Source organism: Psychrobacter sp. NPDC077938 (assembly GCF_044542635.1).
Taxonomy (GTDB): Bacteria; Pseudomonadota; Gammaproteobacteria; order Pseudomonadales; family Moraxellaceae; genus Psychrobacter.
The window spans coordinates 697,277-713,111 of sequence record NZ_JBITUW010000001.1; the positions used below are offsets into that span (position 1 = coordinate 697,277).

Sequence of the window (15,835 nt, forward strand, 5' to 3'; positions counted from 1 at the left end):
ATTTCAAGTCTGGTATTTTGTTGTAGGTTTACAATATCTATATTGGACAATTTTGAGGGTAGTAACATGGCAAAAGCTAAGACCGATATGTTGTTGGACTTTGTTTACGACGGTGTGAATCGACGCGGGCAGAAAGTTAAGGGCGAAACTACCAGTCGTAGTTTAGAACTGGCAAAAGCGACCCTACGTAAACAAGGTATCACGGTTAAAGGGATTAAGAAAAAACCAAAACCACTTTATACCTTCAAAAAAGCCATTAAAGCCATTGATATTGCTATTTTTGCTCGGCAACTAGCAACAATGATGAAAGCAGGTGTACCGTTAACCCAGTCTTTCGAAATTGTCGCCGACTCCCTTGATAATCCAAGTATGAAAGACTTAGTATTGCAAATCAAAGCAGATATTGAGGCAGGTGGTACCTTTGCTTCCGCACTGCGCAAACATCCGCGCTATTTTGATGATTTATTCTGCTCCCTCGTCGAATCTGGTGAACAATCAGGTGCACTTGAGACGATGCTTGAACGAGTAGCTACTTACAAAGAAAAGAGTGAGCTTCTAAAAGCAAAAATCAAAAAGGCGATGAAGTACCCTATTGCTGTTATCGTAGTTGCTATCATTGTCACTATAATTTTGCTCGTAAAGGTAGTACCTGTATTCTCTGGATTATTTGAATCATTTGGAGCGGAATTACCTGCTTTTACTCAGATGGTAGTAGCGATGTCTGAATGGATGCAGGCATGGTGGTTTATTTTGATCATCGTCATTGGTGGATCAATTATTAGCTTTACTGAGGCTAAAAAGCGATCTAAAAAGTTCCGTGACTTTTTAGATCGGGCTACCCTAAAGGCTCCAATTTTTGGAAACATTGCTTATCAAGCAATTATTGCCCGTTTCGCTCGTACGCTATCTACAACTTTTGCTGCTGGTGTGCCGCTTATCGATGCCTTAGATTCTACTGCTGGTGCGACCAATAATGTTGTTTTTTACAATGCAACTCAGCAAATTAAGAGTGATGTATCTACTGGTCAGCAATTACAGTTCTCTATACGATCTACCAACTTGTTCCCAAGTTTAGCTATTCAGATGGTTGGCATTGGCGAAGAGTCTGGTAGTTTAGAAGAAATGTTAGATAAAGTCGCTGTCTACTACGAGAATGAAGTTGATAACGCTGTTGATGGTCTAACTAGCTTGATGGAACCACTTATTATGTCGGTATTAGGTGTATTAATTGGTGGCCTAGTCATTGCAATGTACTTGCCAATCTTCCAAATGGGCGCAGTAGTAGGATAATGATTTGATGCAACTTATACAGTTACTACAAGAGAACAGTACCCTAGCTTTATTCGTATTTGGCCTATTAGGTCTTTGCGTTGGTAGTTTTTTAAATGTTGTGATTCATCGCATACCGCTGATGATGGTCTATGGCTGGAGACAAGAGTGTAGCCAGTTTATGTCTGAACAGGCCGATATGCCACGCGAGCATACACTGCCCATAGCAAATATTGTCGCTACTGACCAACCAATTACCTTAAGTCGACCTGCCTCTCGCTGCCCTCATTGCGCACATAAAATTAAGTGGTATGAAAATATCCCTTTAATAAGTTGGCTATTACTACGCGGACGCTGTTCAAGCTGCAAAGCGGCTATCGATCTACGTTATCCTCTTGTTGAGCTAGTCACTGCCCTCCTGTCCGTATTAGTAATATATAAGTTTGGGGTAAATGCTACAGGCTTGTCCGCATTGGTTTTAGTATGGACACTGGTTGCTCTAACAGGTATCGACTTTGACACACAGCTACTACCTGATCGTCTAACTTTTCCTTTAGCAGGCTTAGGATTGGCGGTAAACTCACAAAGTTGGTTTGTCACACCAACACAGTCGATATGGGGATTACTACTTGGGTTTTTATCGCTATGGATAGTAGTCAAGGTGTTTTACTTAATAACTAAAAAACATGGAATGGGTCAAGGGGATTTTAAATTACTAGCAGTATTAGGTGCTTGGCTTGGACCTATGATGTTACCTTTGATTATTCTACTATCTTCTTTACTCGGCTCTATTGTCGGGCTGATCTTGATGAAAAAACAGGGTGAAAGCCGACCTTTTGCTTTCGGGCCTTATATCGCTATTGCAGGTATCGTTGCCTTATTATATGGCTCAGATATCGTCAGCTGGTATCTCGGTATGTATGTCTAATAACTGACAGCGTACATTAGATTATTGTAGTAAATTTTCGGCAGTGACTCATGAACGAAACCTTAAAGGCCGATTATGAGTTAAAAGCTGCATTCATTGTTCTAACTGTCAGATAAGCCATTATTATGTCAAAAAATACATCGCATTCTTATTCACACCAGCCACAAGCCACGCAACCAAAAAGCAAGAAGCTTGTGGTTGGTTTGACGGGTGGTATCGGTAGTGGCAAATCTGCCGCTAGTGCTTGGTTTGCTGAGCAAGGCATCGATATTATTGATGCAGACGTGATCGCCCATGAGACTGTCGCTAAAGGTAGCGTCACTCTGCAGAAAATCCAGAAAAAATTTGGTGATTGGATACTGACGGATGATGGTGTTATGGATAGGGCTGCTGTACGTACACACGTATTTGCAAATCCTGAAGCGCTGATTGAGCTTGAGGCTATCACTCACCCAGCAATACGTGAGACAGCAAAAGCACAGCTAGATGCTAGTACTTCACCGTATATAATCTTATCTGCGCCCCTACTTATAGAGGCGGCAGAAGCAGGACTGGCCAATTTATGTCAACGTATTTTGGTCATGGATGCGACCGAAGACACGCAGCTTGCACGTGCCAGTCAGCGTGATGATCAAAGCATACAAAAAATTAAGGCCATTATGACCAATCAGCTGAGTCGTGAAGAGCGTAATCGTCATGCAGACAATGTCATACTCAATGAGAGCGACCTTGCCTCTCTATATCTACAACTAGAACCCTTGCACCAAGAGTATCTTACGCTTGCCCAGCAGCTAAAGTTCGCTGGCGATTAACCTCATACAATGCCATGCCAGTAGCAACACTCACGTTTAGGCTCTGTAGATTACCATGCTCGTTTCCTGACATTGGAATATAAACCAACTCATCACAGCTTTCCATTGTCAGGCGACGCATACCCTCTCCTTCTGAACCCATAATGATAGCGGTCTTGCCAGTTAGGTCAGCGGCATGTATTGGCTTAGCCTCTTCACTAAGTGCCGTACCAAATACGAAAACGCCTGCATTTTTGATTTGCGACAACGTGCGTGCTAAGTTCGTAACGCTGACGATCGGCATCATCTCTGCTGCGCCAACTGATACTTTAGCGACTGTTGGCGTTAGGCTCGCTGCATGATGCTTTGGACAAACCACTGCATCCACACCCATAGCCACTGCGGTACGTAGGCAAGCGCCAAAGTTATGTGCATCAGTAATTTGATCTAGTACCAATAATAAGCACTGTTCACGGCCAATAATAGTATCAAGCAAACCTTCATCAGCGAAACCTAACGGACGAGCATTGAGCACCACGCCTTGATGCTGCGGACTACCACATAACTGAGTCAGCTTGTCTTTTTGGGTCGGTTGAATACTAATACCGTTTGCTTCCGCTTCGGCCATGATAGCTTGTACATGACTGTCACTCTCACGCCCTTGCTGCACAAACAAACTAAGACCATCAAGAGGACGATGTTCAAGTAACGCATCAATGGCATGAATGCCGTAAAAATAAATGGGTTTTGCCATAATAGGCCTACTAAATATAAAGTGGATATCGCACTAGGCGACGGGATAAAAGAGGATAACGTCGGCTTTAAATGTCATAGCTCATTGATGATGAGAGAACAGTAAACCAAACGTCAAAAAAGAAATAAACAATACCAATCCGATATTGTTTATTTTCTCGAAACACTAATGTGTGATAGAACAGGCGCTAGAATGAAAGCTCAAGCGACCTATTAATAGTATCAGCCTTCTAGATGACAGACATATTGAACAATCTCTTCAGTACGTAGGTTAAAACCGCTATTGCCTTCAACGACAAATGATTGACCTGCACGGTAGTAGCTGAACTCATCGTCACCATTGATCTTCACTTCACACTCACCACTGGTGATTTCGATACGCTCAGAAGTGTTGGTGCTAAAATGATAATGCTCAACCAAGTTGTCACAAGGTAAGATAACGCCTAGCGTTTTATGACGACCATCCTCAAACATAATGGTATGGCTTGAGCAGCGACCATCATAAGATACTGTCGCTTGGGCATTAACTGTTACGTTAGTAAATTGCGCCGCTGTCATAGTGGCTTCCTTATCAAATAATTATGGCAAAACTAAAAAATAAGTAACGGGTTAAAGTACTGACAGAGTTGCACTGGGCTTCAAATACGCGACCAGTAAGCAAACATGCCTGCTTTAAATACTTTATCCCTCTATAGTAGATATCTGCGCGCTAAAGGTAGCCACAGGTTCTATGAAAACGCTTTTGAATAATGATCGAGTGGCATATTTTTCACCACTATACGCCTACAATTTTACAAAATTATGACTCGTTATTAGGTTGCATAGCGCATCAAACTCATAAGAAGAGTTTATCATTATGTGAGATTATGCTACCACATTATATCTATAAAGTTTGTTAAAGCGACGAGGAAAATTCTATTCGATGACAAGTATCTACCCGTTCGTTTAATATTCATTTGGTATTTTTCTAGGCGGATGCTAGACCGTCATTTTAGGTATCTTTTTATCATTATCAGTCAAAATACTTCTTCTCATACTATGCTTATCTTTGGATACCCAATGACCCTAATGATTAATATTATAGGTATTATGTCGATGATTTATTGTCAGTTTTTAATAGTTTTATGGTAATCTCCCAATAATAAATTCTGTTATACCTCGTCTTAAAGTTTGTATTTACGCACATTTAACACCATACTATTTGCCTACAATATTTATCTAACTAGCAAGTTTAAATAGATATTTTCAATTCCTTATTTATCCTATTTATAGATGGCTTCCTAAGATTTATATGATGTCCATTGTCTGTCCTGAGAGGCGTTGATGCTAGTATCGTTAACTTTACATCAGTTTGCGTTGATTGCTCAGCATGAGCTGAGCGTGGCTGAAGGTTTTAATGTCATCACTGGTGAAACAGGTGCTGGCAAGTCGTTATTGCTAGATGCACTATCACTATGTGTTGGTGAGCGAGCAGACAGTGCGATGGTCAGGCATGGCGCTGCGCATGCAGATATCTACGCTCAATTTGATGTAGAAAATAATAGTGTCGTCGCTGAGTGGTTTGCCAAAAATGATCGACCGCTAGAAGAGCCTGAAGTACTTATTCGTCGACAATTAAGCAATACTGGCCGCTCAAAAGCATGGCTAAATGGTTCACCGGTTAGCTTAGCGGAGCTAAAGAGTTTAGGCACTTTACTGGTCAATATACATAGCCAACATGCTCAGCAAGCATTGCTCAAGCCGCAATTTGTGGTGCAATGGCTTGATGAGATGGCACAGATAACACCGTTAGCCAACCAAACTACCAGTAGCTATCAAGCCTATCAGCAGCTAAAACGTCGCGCGGATGACATCGCGAGCCGCGAAGCCCAGCGTCAAGATCGTATTCAGTTATTGCAGAGTCAATTAGCAGATATTGCGCCGTTATTGGCTGTGGACTACGCAGAAGTTGAATCTGAACACGAAGAGCTCTCCAACATTGAAGCCCTAATGCAAGAGGCCAGTCATGGTCTGCATTTGCTCGACAATGATACCGATGAGCCAGACGTCATGACCTTGCTCGGACAAGCGATCAAACTCTGTGACAATCAAGTAAGCGTCAGTCAAACGTTTGAACAAGCTTCTGAACAGCTCCATCTAGCTCAGCAGCAAATTACTGAGGTGACTGCCCTGCTATCAGACTATGCCGAACAGCAGCTACCTGATCCTGAACGCCTGCAAACACTAGACAATTTAATCAGCTTAGGACATCGTTTGTCACGTAAGCATAGCTTGCCAGCGAGTGATTTAATTGATGAAGCAAAGGGCTGGGAAGCGCAATTAGAGCAACTAGAGAACGAGCCAAGTAGTGATGCAATGGCAGCGCAAATTGAGCAGGCTTGGCAAGACTATCTCGCTCTGGCGACACAGTTAAATAAAGAGCGCACAAAAGCTGCTCCGACAATTAGTAAGCAACTCATCAAACAGCTACAACCACTTGCACTACCCAATGCTCGCTGTGAATTTGTTTTTACCAAAAAAGCCGAACCTAGTCAGTACAATGCACAAGGCTGTTTCGATATTGATTTATTGTTCAGCGCCAATGTCGGTATGCCAATGCAGCCTCTACACAAAATCGCCTCAGGTGGTGAACTGTCACGTATGGCGCTCGTGATGCAAGTATTACAAGCGACCAATGCTGATAACAATGCCGCCAAGCCTATGCTGGTATTTGATGAGGTCGATGTCGGTATCAGTGGCGGTACTGCGCAAGTGGTTGGCGAACTGCTACGCTCGCTTGGCCAAACACAGCAATTGCTAGCCATCACGCACCAAGCACAAGTCGCAGCACAAGCGCATCAACATATCTTGGTACAAAAGCATCATCAAGAACAGACTGAAAGCGAGCTACTCATACTGACCAACAGTGCGCAAGTAGACGAGTTGGCACGTATGTCTGGCGGTGTCATTATCACTGATGTCACACGCGATCATGCCCGCAGCTTATTATCCGATGTTAAATAACGCTCTATCTGACCTATCTAACGTTAAATAATCATTCGTTTTCATCAAAACGGATGGTTATTTGAATCTATATGATCGTCAGCAGCAATTGGTGTGAATCTTGCTTTTCTATTGATTATCACCATATAGTGGTCTTTCACCCTTATTATTAGGTTGCGTTTGTTTCTATGTCTAAAACCAATTTGACCCATCATTTTTTGATTGCAGCACCAGAGCTGTCAGACCCAAGGTTTGAGCAGGCACTTATATATATTTGCCGTCATGACAAGCATGGTGCGCTAGGTCTGATGGTCAATCGTCCGCTTGAGCAATCTCGCGTAGGTAAGCTGCTAGAAGATTTAGATATTGAAGTGACCAATCCGCAGGTGATGGAAGATGTGGCATTAGAGGGCGGCCCTATGTATCCTGAGGTCGGCTTTGTGCTGCATACTGGTCAGCCAGAATGGGCCTCTTCTTTTGCTATTTCAGAGAACGTTTGCATCACAACTAGCCAAGATATTCTAAAACGTATCGCTGCAGGGCAAGGTGTCGGTCACTATCAGCTGTGCCTAGGTCATGCCAGCTGGGGCAAAAAACAGCTAGACCAAGAGCTGAGTAATGGTGATTGGTTAGTTTGCCCTGCTGATCTGAATTTATTATTTGATACACCGTTTGAAGAACGCTGGCAAATTGCAGCCGACAAAATTGGTGTTAATTTCGACTATCTTAGTAGTGACATAGGTCATGCGTAATCTCATACGCTCTGCGAATTTAGATAAAGACATAAAGGACACCCATTACTATGGTAGATAGCACTTTTACAGCCAGTAGCACAGACGCTATAGATAATGACATTGATATTGGTGTTGATACTCTCGATAACGGTAGCAATAGCACTGCTGAAAATATCGAGCCAGAAGTAAAGCCGCATCTTATCTTGGCGCTAGATTACGGTGTCAAAAAGATGGGCATGGCGCTCGGTAATACCATTACGCAGACGGCGCGTGCCTTTGACATTTTGGCAATGAATAACGGTCAGCCAGATTGGGACAATTTAATTGGTATCATCAAAGTCTGGGGCGTGGCGCAAGTCGTGGTCGGTCTACCGCTTAATATGGATGGCACTAGCTCCATGCTTTCAAAACGAGCGCACAAATTCGCTCGTCGTCTGGCCCATAGAGTGATGGAGCAACATTTGCCAGTGACCGTATCACTGTGTGATGAGCGGCTGACTTCCATCGAAGCAAGAGAAATCGCATGGGACAATGGTTGGATCAAAAACGAACGCGACCCAATCGATGATATCTCCGCTTGTATCTTGATGTCGACCTATTTTGCTGATCCTAATAGCAGTATCGCTATCGATGCAATCAAAGCAGAATAAAGCAGCCAAATAGGTAAAAGACACGTGTGCGGCTATAATGTCACTTCGATACATCGTACTTCTCAACGGATAAATGACTGATTACTATGACCACTGTCTCAGACCAACCCTCGCAACATAAGTCGCAACATGGTTTTGCTCCGCTTGCTATTGCCCGTATTAAAGGCGCACAACGTGCCAACCAAATAGCGATTTATCTCATTTATGCGGCTATTTTTGCATTTGTGGTCTTTGGCACGATTGCTAGTATCAAAGCTTTCCATGATAACCAGCTACTTTATCAGCTATTTTACAACTTACCCTATGCCTTAGTAGCCCTCACGATACCCATTACTATTTATGATGCGTTGGTCGTTTATCGTTATCGCTTAAATCAACCATCGATGATTGCCATGAGTATTGGTGTATCAACCCTTATATTGGTTGGCGGATTAATTTTTGCCGATACTGCATGGTTAGGACTATCTTGTTGGCTGGGTGTGGCATTTTTATTTAAAGTAAGTTTTAAGCGATTTTTCAACTTTTTAGAAGTAGCTGATGTACCTGATGCCGACGAAGAGGCTGAAAGTATTGAAGCGTAGACGATCTACAAAGTACGTCGCAATAAGCACTTAAGCAAACTACTCATCCTCAAATTCACTTATTTAGCTTTACGATAATGACTATGACCACTTCGATACCAGACACGCCTATCCACCATCACTTAGATACTCAAGGGCTGATCTGTCCTGAGCCCGTCATGATGCTACATCGCGTCATTCGCAAAGCAGATGGCGGTGAAGTGATTGAGATATTGGCGACAGATCCTGCTACCACGCGCGACATTCCAAATTTCTGTCGTCATTTGGGTCATGAGCTAATCGGTCAAGAAACATTGGCTGAAAACGTGAGCTTAGATGCTGACCCTGATGAAATCACCATCGATAGCGATGACGATGACGATGACGATGACGATACGCCTGCAAGCGTGACACTGTATCGCTATCTGATCAAGAAAAAAATGGCATGATAAGTTTGATGTTATATTCATAACTGTCTGTCATTGCTAACTTAACCCCTACCTGAGTATCGTCCTATGAGCCGTGATCGTGCCGTGCAACAGCGTCAACCTAAAGCATTAGCGGTCGATGATGAGCCAGCTTATATGACTGAGTTTCGTCAAGCCATGCTGGCGCGCGGTCTAGCGACGCGTACTCGTAATGCGTACGTCCGTGACCTACGCTCTTGCGAGCTGACCAATCCTATCGCCCTGACACGCTGGCAGCCTGATGATGTGCTGCACTGTCTGTCACTGCTTGCTAAAGATGGCAAAACTCCACGTACCCAAGCACGCATGCTCTCAAGCTTGCGTCAGTTCTATTTATGGATGATTGCCAGCAATCTACGCGAAGACAATCCTTGTGAGCGTATTAAAAGCCCAAAGCTTGGACGTCCCCTGCCAAAGGACTTAGCTGAAGCTGATGTCGATAATCTACTTGCCGCACCTGATACCAGTACCGCGCTTGGACTGCGTGATAAAGCCATGCTAGAAGTTTTATACGCCTGCGGTCTGCGGGTGAGTGAGTTGATTAACCTCTCATTAGAGCAAGTGAATCTAAACTCAGGCTGGCTACAAATCACGGGTAAAGGGAATAAAACGCGACTGGTGCCCCTTGGCGAATATGCAGCGGATGCATTGGAAGATTATCTTTCTCATGGACGTGGCGATTTGATTGCGCATTTAAAATCGGGCAATTGCCAAGCGGTATTTTTGACGGCGCAAGGTGGATATATGACGCGGCAGAACTTTTGGTATCTACTTAAGAAGTACGCCAAAGTTGCCAGTATTGATAAAGAATTATCCCCGCATACGCTACGTCACGCCTTTGCCACGCATTTGCTTAATCACGGTGCAGACTTGCGTAGTGTGCAGTTATTGCTAGGACATAGCGATTTATCCACCACGCAAATCTATACTCATGTGGCAACGGCGAGATTGCAGAAATTGCATGCCGAGCATCATCCACGTGGGTAGCCTTGCCATATTGCCATATGGGCAGCATTGAAATCTAATATTATTGATGATTGTAAGAGGAATATATTGTGTCGCAAGCTCAACCTTCTACCTTAACGAAGCGTCAAAACTTCGCCCTCCGAAACCTTACTATCATGGGTTATTTAGAAGGCACGTCTTTTCTATTGTTACTTGGTATCGCGATGCCACTCAAATATATGTTCGATATTCCAGAAGCAGTAAGCTATGTCGGTCCAGTGCATGGGGTATTATTCGTTGCTTATGTCATGGTGCTAATCATTACGGCGAGCAGAATAAAAATGCCGCTCTGGGCACTACCTGCAGGTGTGCTCGGCTCATTCTTGCCATTCGGGCCATTTATATTTGATCATTTATTAAAGAAGAGTTTGGGGAAATAGTTTCGAAAAAAAATTCAATATCAGGAACGATGTATAGCTGAATGCGGCTAACGATGATACTATTCTATTCGCCTGCTGTATCTATCACTATTTTGGGATTACGTGCTCGTATTTCTTGATAAAAGCTTGCTCTATCTTTCGGTGATATCAATACTTCTTTGTTCCGATATTCTATTTTAATCCTATCCAATGATAGTGCTGGCGCAGAACTCATACTTCGAGTCGGCATAATATAGGTGATATCTGTAAGCTCAATTTTTTGAACAGAGAACCCACTATCTACTTGTAGTTGGTCATTCGTTAATATGTACTTAGTACTGAAAAAAGGGATGAGCATTAGTGCTGCAAAAGGTATGAGAATAACCGTCATTAATATAGTTTGTATGAGGGATTTGTGAGCATCTCGCTTCCACTGCCATAATGGAACAGACACAGTAAATAAGCTCAAACCCCAAAGTAACAGTGCAAGCCAGAAGTCTACTTTAGATACGAATATAATGTCTGGCATAAATAATACTTAGCGACTATTAGGTTAAATTCGATTCTATATTAAGCGATACCTCTTATCTAATATCTCTAACATTTTTTCTTAAAAAGTTTTGCAATATAGCAAAATGCAGTTCTAGAAATAGATAGCTGCAAACCCATCCTTTTCTAGTTACAATACCCTTATTAAAGTGCGTCATGATATACATGCTGCCTAACTGGGCTGCGCACTACCTTTTTCCTATCTATTATCCGAGAATCCCATGAGCCATAGACCACCTGCTGACCTATTAAAAAATGCCGAACACTGGCGCGAAGATATCAATTTTCGCCAAGAAGTGCTGGGTAAGCCGTTTGATTTTGCGACCACGTGGGGCATTTTTTCACCGCAAAAACTCGATGACGGTAGCTTAATGCTACTTGATTATGTGGATTTTGAGCAAGATGATGACTCGATCGATTTGGGCTGCGGTTATGGCGTACTTGGTATGACGGCAGCACGTGAATGTCCAAATGGTCAGCATACGCTGATTGATAAAGACTTTATGGCGGTAGAATACGCACGCCGTAACTGTGAGAAAAATGGTCTAAACAATGTCGATGTGCATTTATCAAATGGCTTTAATCATGTGGCAAAAGACAAAGACTTTAGCCTTGTGATGTCAAACTTGCCAGCCAAAGTCGGTAAAGAGCAGCATTATTTATACTTCCTTGATGCCTATGCACGCATGCGTAAAGGTGGCCGTTTTTATGTCGTCACCATCAACGGCTTGCGCCAATTTGTGAAGCGCTCATTTACCGAAGTTTTTGGCAATAGCGATAAAATCAAACAAGGTAAAACCTATACGATTACGATGGCGACCAAAGACTAGTTTTAGCTTTGCCTGATTGAGTTTAGGCCATTTAAACTGAGGCTTAAATTGAAATCGACATAAAAAAGCACGCTAAATTAATTTAGCGTGCTTTTTATTTTGTATGATTAACTGTCATCTTACATCTGGCGTTTTATCAAATATCCGCCTAATAGCGCGCTGCCGATAATCGGCAATAGCACCATGAGCATCGGTGAAAAACCTGTCGCCAGCGATACAAAACCGACTAAGTCCTGAATATAGCTAAATAGTAGACCAAACAACAACGCCACGACGATACGCAAGCCTAAGCTGTGCGTCCGTAGCGAGCCAAAGACAAACGAGCAGGCGACAATCACTAGCGATAGTATCGATAATGGCGATAGTAGCTTTTGCCAAAATGCGACTTCATGATCTAAAGAGCGATTGCCCTGTTGACGCATAAACGTGCGATGCTCATACAGCTGCGTCAATGACAAATCCTCTGCCTTACGCGTCAGCAGATACACAGACTCTGGGGCAAAGGGTAAGCTTAACGTATCTGATGGTGAAATAGCTTGGCTACTTTCAAATCCCTGATTGATAGAGAGCTTAACCATATCATTTAGCTGCCACTCGTAACGATACTGCTCGCTTGGCTTTTCACTGTTCACATCAATTGGTTCACGGCCAGTATACTTTCCACCTTCCGCATGGACAGCAGTTTGCAAATTACCGTTGTTGTCCAAATGCCAGCGTTTCACCTCGCCAATATTACCTGCGACATCAGCATAATCAATATATAAAACATCGCTACCATCAGGTGTGGCACTGCCATCTTCTGCGGTTTCGAATCGTGGCTGTATCGTCCAGTAGCCGCGTACTGATGTGACCAATGAGGTGCTATCTTCATCATTAATCTGTTTCGCTAATTGGTTAGAAGACGGTAGGACAAATTGATTAATAGCTAATGCCAGTAGTACAAATATCAAAGCGGGCTGTAATACCCAACCGACGATACGATAAATACTGACCCCAGCCGCGCGCATGACTACCAGCTCGCTTTTATTGGCCAGTAAGCCTAATCCTATGACAGCACCCAATAGTGCACCCGTTGGGATAAATTGTTCTAAAAAATATGGCGAACGATAAAAGATATATTTGAGCGCCTCACCCATAGTGTAGTTATCGTCTAACGAATCAAGCTCTGATAAGTAAGAGAAAATCAGCTGTAATGCCCACAAACCAATGACGGCAGCGATAATAGCCAACAGAGCATTAAGTTTGACATAACGGCTAAGGACTTTTAGATTGGCAGGTTTTTTGGCCAATGGAACAGACTTGGCTGACTTAGCAAATAAAGAGCGCATTAAGACTGCCCTCCTTGTGAGCTGTTGTTCTGATTATCGATGTCGCTAACTGAGTCAGTTGCGGCAGCGGCTAGCCTATTTTCTTGTTTGCGAAAGCGCAATCGATGTTGCACGCGGCTACCCCAATTCATATAAAGCGCCAATGCCATAAATCCTAAGATAAGCCATGCATACGCCCATACGCTGATGCTGTCTTTGCTCACCGCGTTTTTGAGCGAGATGATACCTAATGCACAGCTGACAAATAATAAGATAGAAGGAAACAGGCGCAGCCAACGTCCTTGACGCGGACGGACTTGCGCCAGTGGCACGGCCAACATAGGTGCGATAATCATCAGCCATGGTAGTGCCAAACGATAGCCAAGCTCGCCTTGTGCAGCACGCATTGCACTGTTAGTGCCTGATGGTGAGCTACTCGTAGCGGCTTGCCACAATGGTCCAATCTTTTGCGTTTCAATGTTGTCTTCGGTGATAACTTCCTGTGAAGACTCAGTCAAGGTGATGCGATAGCGATCAAAAGCGACTTGATTATATTTCAGACTGCCTGCGCCGACTTCGTAACGACGTCCTTGAAACAGATCCAACTGGGTCACGCCGCTATTGCCGGTATCCACTTGCTCAGCACGCTTAGCCAACGTAATCGTGTCTTTGCTAATGTCCTTCGCACCGCTATTTATAATATTTTTTGGGATATCAGAGATGCCAATTTTTTCGGCTGTCTCATTATCAATCGTATTATTCATATCAACAGCGGTGGCAGTAGCATCGACGTCTTCAGTAGCACTACCTTTTTTCGCAGGTTCAGATTGGATCAAGATCACATCTTGTAGTTTTTTCTTATCATCGCTGAGACTACCCACGTACAAATGATAATTGCCGCTACTGATAAACTCGTTCGGGCGAATCAAATCAAACGCACTGGTCAATGCTTGCTGCTGCCAAACAGCCTCAGACGAACGGACACCCCAAGGCTTGCCAACGATAGATAGCGCCGCCTCACCAACGAACAACGCTAATATTAATGGTGTCATTAACCGAGCAAGCCGACCTCGAGATACACCGCTAGCATTGATCACTGCCATTTCTTGATCAACATATAAGCGGCCAAATACGAGCATCAAAGCGATAAAGAATGCTAACGGTAAAATGAGCTCTAAAAAATACGGCAGGTTATACCCAATGATCGTAAACAGTAGGCTGACGTCCAAACGACCTTCAGCAGCGATGCCAAAATAGCGTATCAAACGACCGCCGAGCATCATCACTACCAAAAACCCCAACACTAAGGCAGTGGTCGAGGCAACTTGTTGTGTCATGTAGCGGCGTAATATCACAATGGGTACTCTTAAACGGTTGGTATGCGCGCGATTGATGATGAGCTTATTGACTATTTAGGTCGTACGACGACATATCATCAGCATGATATGGGTCATCTAAGTACTCAAATAACGGTGAACGTTACTAAGCGACTGGTTAGTCATACTCAATAAACACAAGCGACAGATATAACCGCTAATGCTAGCATGTTTTGCCCAAAAATGGCTGTGAAATGTGTTTGAAAACATTACCTACACCTTGCTGAAAGCGCATTATCGACAGTAAGTAACGAATATAGCAAATATTGGATGAATAATTGATAAAACCTTAAATTACATCACACTAATAGTATTTATGGCGTTAAGTTTTTGCTTTATTTATTTTAGAAAGGTTTGTTTGTCATTCGTATCATCGAACATTTATCTCTACTATTAATTGCTAGACTGACTGATAGAAAAATATACTTATATCGTCAAACGGAGAATAATACTAATGAATAAAACGACCTCTACACCTTCTACCCTACTTGAGCTCGCTGGCGGCACATTCGATGCGCTTGACTGGTCAAATTGTGCGCTCGTTCTTATTGATTATCAGAATGAATATGTCGATGGCGCTATGCCATTAGGGGACGCTGGGGCAAAAGCCATCGCCAATGCGCGCCTAGTACTCGATAAAACGCGTCAGCAAGATTTACCTATCTTTCACATTACCCATCATGGTGCCGAGAATGGCAATGTCTTTGATCCTCTATCAGCTAACGTTGAGATCGTCGAACAGTTGCAGCCGCAAGATGGCGAAACAGTGATTGCCAAAAAGCATCCGAATGCTTTTTATGATACGCAATTACAATCACTGATTTCAGCAGCAGAAAAAAAGCAGATTATTTTTGCGGGTTTTATGAGTCATATGTGCGTCAGCTCAAGCGTCCGCGCTGCATTTGATTTAGGTTTCGATAGTTTTGTCTGCCATGATGCCTGTGCCACGCGCGATCTACCTAGCGCTACAAGAAAGCCGATAAGCGCTGAAATCATGCATGATACTGCCATGGCCGCACTACAAGACAGATTTGCAGCGATGGTAACGACCGATGAATTGATCAATGGCTAATATGTTGGCATCATCGAAAAATGATAATGTAACCGCTAAACCATAGCGCAAGTTAGCACAGCATAATAATTCAAACGTATTACCTAAGGCTTGCTAACTGCGCACGATTATCGCAATATGCTACACTACTGTGATTGCTCGATAGACCAAATAATCTAATAATCTGACAGGTATAAGCAGACATACAAATCCTGCAATTTTCA

The 15,835-nt window shown here is 43.2% G+C and carries 17 protein-coding genes; 12 read left to right on the forward strand and 5 right to left on the reverse strand.

The features are described from left to right. The first annotated feature begins 66 nt into the window (after positions 1 to 66). From ACIGBM_RS02965 to coaE, 3 genes are all read left to right on the forward strand, one after another. Complete coding sequence (locus tag ACIGBM_RS02965; RefSeq protein ID WP_134292256.1) at positions 67 to 1,290, forward strand: type II secretion system F family protein; 1,224 nt, start codon at positions 67 to 69, stop codon at positions 1,288 to 1,290. A 7-nt stretch (positions 1,291 to 1,297) separates the two neighbouring features. Then, positions 1,298 to 2,197, forward strand: a complete 900-nt coding sequence (locus ACIGBM_RS02970) for an A24 family peptidase (protein ID WP_296209785.1) — start codon at positions 1,298 to 1,300, stop codon at positions 2,195 to 2,197. A gap of 125 nt (positions 2,198 to 2,322) precedes the next feature. Next, the gene (coaE, locus tag ACIGBM_RS02975) at positions 2,323 to 3,009 is read left to right on the forward strand and encodes a dephospho-CoA kinase (RefSeq protein ID WP_394124653.1); all 687 of its coding nucleotides are present in this window, start codon (positions 2,323 to 2,325) and stop codon (positions 3,007 to 3,009) included. Here the strand turns inward: coaE and rlmB are convergent. After that, entirely contained in the window at positions 2,972 to 3,742 is a 771-nt protein-coding gene (gene rlmB / locus ACIGBM_RS02980; protein ID WP_102078746.1) for a 23S rRNA (guanosine(2251)-2'-O)-methyltransferase RlmB, read from the reverse strand. The two genes, coaE and rlmB, sit on opposite strands and share 38 nt — an antisense overlap. Positions 3,743 to 3,963: 221 nt before the next feature. After that, positions 3,964 to 4,299, reverse strand: coding sequence for a pyrimidine/purine nucleoside phosphorylase (locus ACIGBM_RS02985; protein ID WP_057757729.1), 336 nt, complete (start codon positions 4,297 to 4,299; stop codon positions 3,964 to 3,966). A 765-nt stretch (positions 4,300 to 5,064) separates the two neighbouring features. Here ACIGBM_RS02985 and recN point away from each other — a divergent pair. From recN to ACIGBM_RS03020, 7 genes are all read left to right on the forward strand, one after another. After that, positions 5,065 to 6,744: a DNA repair protein RecN gene (gene recN, locus ACIGBM_RS02990; RefSeq protein ID WP_201568133.1), complete on the forward strand. Its 1,680-nt coding sequence runs from the start codon at positions 5,065 to 5,067 to the stop codon at positions 6,742 to 6,744. A 167-nt stretch (positions 6,745 to 6,911) separates the two neighbouring features. Next, positions 6,912 to 7,475, forward strand: a complete 564-nt coding sequence (locus ACIGBM_RS02995; RefSeq protein ID WP_101204671.1) for a YqgE/AlgH family protein — start codon at positions 6,912 to 6,914, stop codon at positions 7,473 to 7,475. A 50-nt stretch (positions 7,476 to 7,525) separates the two neighbouring features. Next, on the forward strand, positions 7,526 to 8,107 hold the full coding sequence (ruvX, locus tag ACIGBM_RS03000; RefSeq protein WP_397476693.1) for a Holliday junction resolvase RuvX: 582 nt from the start codon (positions 7,526 to 7,528) through the stop codon (positions 8,105 to 8,107). Between the two features lie 86 nt (positions 8,108 to 8,193). Then, positions 8,194 to 8,688, forward strand: a complete 495-nt coding sequence (locus tag ACIGBM_RS03005; protein WP_298809005.1) for a hypothetical protein — start codon at positions 8,194 to 8,196, stop codon at positions 8,686 to 8,688. Between the two features lie 83 nt (positions 8,689 to 8,771). Next, positions 8,772 to 9,116, forward strand: a complete 345-nt coding sequence (gene tusA / locus ACIGBM_RS03010) for a sulfurtransferase TusA (protein ID WP_397476694.1) — start codon at positions 8,772 to 8,774, stop codon at positions 9,114 to 9,116. A gap of 66 nt (positions 9,117 to 9,182) precedes the next feature. Further along, positions 9,183 to 10,121, forward strand: a complete 939-nt coding sequence (xerD, locus tag ACIGBM_RS03015) for a site-specific tyrosine recombinase XerD (RefSeq protein WP_114701433.1) — start codon at positions 9,183 to 9,185, stop codon at positions 10,119 to 10,121. A gap of 68 nt (positions 10,122 to 10,189) precedes the next feature. After that, on the forward strand, positions 10,190 to 10,519 hold the full coding sequence (locus tag ACIGBM_RS03020; protein ID WP_397476695.1) for a DUF3817 domain-containing protein: 330 nt from the start codon (positions 10,190 to 10,192) through the stop codon (positions 10,517 to 10,519). Between the two features lie 64 nt (positions 10,520 to 10,583). On the opposite strand, the gene ACIGBM_RS03025 is transcribed toward ACIGBM_RS03020, so the two are convergent. Beyond that, the gene (locus tag ACIGBM_RS03025) at positions 10,584 to 11,027 is read right to left on the reverse strand and encodes a PH domain-containing protein (RefSeq protein WP_397476696.1); all 444 of its coding nucleotides are present in this window, start codon (positions 11,025 to 11,027) and stop codon (positions 10,584 to 10,586) included. Positions 11,028 to 11,268: 241 nt separating this feature from the next. Between ACIGBM_RS03025 and ACIGBM_RS03030 the strand changes: the two genes are divergently transcribed. Then, positions 11,269 to 11,877, forward strand: a complete 609-nt coding sequence (locus ACIGBM_RS03030) for a class I SAM-dependent methyltransferase (protein WP_101204678.1) — start codon at positions 11,269 to 11,271, stop codon at positions 11,875 to 11,877. Positions 11,878 to 11,996: 119 nt separating this feature from the next. Here ACIGBM_RS03030 and lptG read toward each other — a convergent pair whose 3' ends face one another. Beyond that, positions 11,997 to 13,205 carry an LPS export ABC transporter permease LptG gene (lptG, locus tag ACIGBM_RS03035; RefSeq protein WP_397476697.1) on the reverse strand — a complete coding sequence of 403 codons (1,209 nt, stop codon included), beginning with the start codon at positions 13,203 to 13,205 and terminating at the stop codon, positions 11,997 to 11,999. Next, complete coding sequence (gene lptF, locus ACIGBM_RS03040; protein WP_397476698.1) at positions 13,205 to 14,521, reverse strand: LPS export ABC transporter permease LptF; 1,317 nt, start codon at positions 14,519 to 14,521, stop codon at positions 13,205 to 13,207. Before lptF ends, lptG begins: the two co-directional genes overlap by 1 nt. A gap of 493 nt (positions 14,522 to 15,014) precedes the next feature. On the opposite strand from lptF, the gene ACIGBM_RS03045 reads away from it, so the two are divergent. After that, positions 15,015 to 15,632 carry a cysteine hydrolase family protein gene (locus ACIGBM_RS03045; RefSeq protein ID WP_397476699.1) on the forward strand — a complete coding sequence of 206 codons (618 nt, stop codon included), beginning with the start codon at positions 15,015 to 15,017 and terminating at the stop codon, positions 15,630 to 15,632. The last annotated feature ends 203 nt before the right edge of the window (positions 15,633 to 15,835 follow it).

Excerpts from the sequence above, each read along its gene's own strand:
- ACIGBM_RS02995 (WP_101204671.1), top strand. The coding sequence starts at position 6,912 with ATGTCTAAAACCAATTTGACCCATCATTTTTTGATTGCAGCACCAGAG.
- xerD (WP_114701433.1), top strand. The coding sequence starts at position 9,183 with ATGAGCCGTGATCGTGCCGTGCAACAGCGTCAACCTAAAGCATTAGCG.
- ACIGBM_RS02970 (WP_296209785.1), top strand. The coding sequence starts at position 1,298 with ATGCAACTTATACAGTTACTACAAGAGAACAGTACCCTAGCTTTATTC.
- ACIGBM_RS03030 (WP_101204678.1), top strand. The coding sequence starts at position 11,269 with ATGAGCCATAGACCACCTGCTGACCTATTAAAAAATGCCGAACACTGG.
- ACIGBM_RS02965 (WP_134292256.1), top strand. The coding sequence starts at position 67 with ATGGCAAAAGCTAAGACCGATATGTTGTTGGACTTTGTTTACGACGGT.
- coaE (WP_394124653.1), top strand. The coding sequence starts at position 2,323 with ATGTCAAAAAATACATCGCATTCTTATTCACACCAGCCACAAGCCACG.
- lptF (WP_397476698.1), bottom strand. The coding sequence starts at position 14,521 with ATGACACAACAAGTTGCCTCGACCACTGCCTTAGTGTTGGGGTTTTTG.
- ACIGBM_RS03005 (WP_298809005.1), top strand. The coding sequence starts at position 8,194 with ATGACCACTGTCTCAGACCAACCCTCGCAACATAAGTCGCAACATGGT.
- ruvX (WP_397476693.1), top strand. The coding sequence starts at position 7,526 with ATGGTAGATAGCACTTTTACAGCCAGTAGCACAGACGCTATAGATAAT.
- rlmB (WP_102078746.1), bottom strand. The coding sequence starts at position 3,742 with ATGGCAAAACCCATTTATTTTTACGGCATTCATGCCATTGATGCGTTA.
- lptG (WP_397476697.1), bottom strand. The coding sequence starts at position 13,205 with ATGCGCTCTTTATTTGCTAAGTCAGCCAAGTCTGTTCCATTGGCCAAA.
- ACIGBM_RS03045 (WP_397476699.1), top strand. The coding sequence starts at position 15,015 with ATGAATAAAACGACCTCTACACCTTCTACCCTACTTGAGCTCGCTGGC.
- ACIGBM_RS03025 (WP_397476696.1), bottom strand. The coding sequence starts at position 11,027 with ATGCCAGACATTATATTCGTATCTAAAGTAGACTTCTGGCTTGCACTG.
- recN (WP_201568133.1), top strand. The coding sequence starts at position 5,065 with ATGCTAGTATCGTTAACTTTACATCAGTTTGCGTTGATTGCTCAGCAT.
- tusA (WP_397476694.1), top strand. The coding sequence starts at position 8,772 with ATGACCACTTCGATACCAGACACGCCTATCCACCATCACTTAGATACT.
- ACIGBM_RS02985 (WP_057757729.1), bottom strand. The coding sequence starts at position 4,299 with ATGACAGCGGCGCAATTTACTAACGTAACAGTTAATGCCCAAGCGACA.